The sequence below is a fragment of the Cupriavidus sp. IK-TO18 genome, assembly GCF_015549295.1.
GTDB classification, from domain to species: domain Bacteria; phylum Pseudomonadota; class Gammaproteobacteria; order Burkholderiales; family Burkholderiaceae; genus Cupriavidus; species Cupriavidus oxalaticus_A.
On the sequence record NZ_JADGMP010000065.1, the window covers coordinates 1 to 1,381 of the forward strand.

The following is a 1,381-nucleotide window of genomic DNA, read 5'->3' on the forward strand; positions in this document are numbered from 1 at the left end:
CGGTGAAGCGCGTGACCGACATCATGGGCGAGATCAGCGCGGCCTCGGCCGAGCAGAGCGCCGGCATCGAGCAGGTCAACCAGGCCGTGGCGCAGATGGATGAAGGCACGCAGCAGAACGCCGCGCTGGTCGAGCAGGCCGCAGCAGCAGCGGGCTCGCTGGAAGAGCAGGCTTTGCGGCTGCGCGATGCGGTTGCCACCTTCCGCGTCAGCATGCAGGCCGAGGTTCGTCCACAACGGCGCCCGCAACGCCTGCCGGCCGCGCAGCGCGAAGCGGCGGCCCGGTCCATGGCACAGGCTTAGTGCGAAGTTCAGTAACAAGGGTCACAAGGGGGAGTTGCTATGCAGTGGTTCAATCAATTGCGCGTCACGACCAGGCTGGTTGCCGGATTCCTGGTCGTCGCGGTGATCGGTGCCGTCATGGGCCTGTTGGGCGTCGTCAACATGGGGCGCATGGCCGACTGGACCGGCAGGATCTATCACGGCGACCTGCAGGCGCTCAAGGCCGTGCAGGACGCCAACATCAACCTGGTCTACGCCAGCCGCTCGCAGATCGGCCTGCTGTCCGCGTCGACCATGGGCGAGCGCGCCACCGAGAAGGAGCAGATCGCCAAGTCGCTGGGCGTGATGGACGAGCGCATCCGCAGCGTGGCAGGCGCCTTCTCGTCGACCGCCGAGTCGCAGGCGCTGGTCAAGCAGTACCACGACCTGGCGCCGGCCTTCCGGGCGCGCATGGAGAAGTACGTCGAGCTGGTCAGCAAGCAGCCGCTCGATACCTCGCAGTTCGAGAGCCAGGTGTTCACCGAGAGCACCGACCTGCTCAAGGACAGCCATGCGCTGGAAGCCGTGATGGCCAGGATGGTCAAGCGCCGCGACGACCGCGCCCGCGGCAACATGGAAGAGGCGCAAAGCGTGTATGACGCGACGCGGCTGTGGATGCTGGGCCTGGTGCTGGGCGGCCTGGCGCTCTCGGTGCTGCTGGGCGTGCTCCTGGCACGCGGGCTGTCGCGCCAGCTCGGCGGCGAGCCGGGCTACGCGGCCGAGATCGCGAAGCGCATCGCCGACGGCGACTTCTCCGCGCCGGTGGCTACGCGCGCCGGCGACAAGAGCAGCCTGGTCTATGCCATGCAGCAGATGCAGCAGCAGCTGTCGCACATGGTCCGCGATTTCAAGGAATCGGCCGAATCGATCGGCACCGCCTCGCGTGAAATTGCGGCCGGCAACAACGACCTGTCGCAACGCACCGAGCAGCAGGCCGCGTCGCTGGAAGAGACCGCCTCCAGCATGGAAGAGCTGACCAGCACCGTGCGCCAGAACGCGGATAACGCGCGCCAGGCCAGCGGGCTGGCGGCCAATGCGTCGGAGACCGCGCTGCGCGGCGG

1 protein-coding gene and 1 pseudogene are annotated in these 1,381 nt (G+C 67.9%); both read left to right on the forward strand.

Annotated features, from left to right (window positions below; genetic code table 11):
- Positions 1-302 (forward strand): annotated as a pseudogene (locus IPF36_RS33990) (chemotaxis protein); the annotation flags it as partial.
- Positions 303-341: 39 nt separating this feature from the next.
- Positions 342-1,381, forward strand: a 1,040-nt coding sequence (locus IPF36_RS33995; RefSeq protein WP_195432328.1) for an MCP four helix bundle domain-containing protein, incomplete at its 3' end; no start/stop codon positions are given.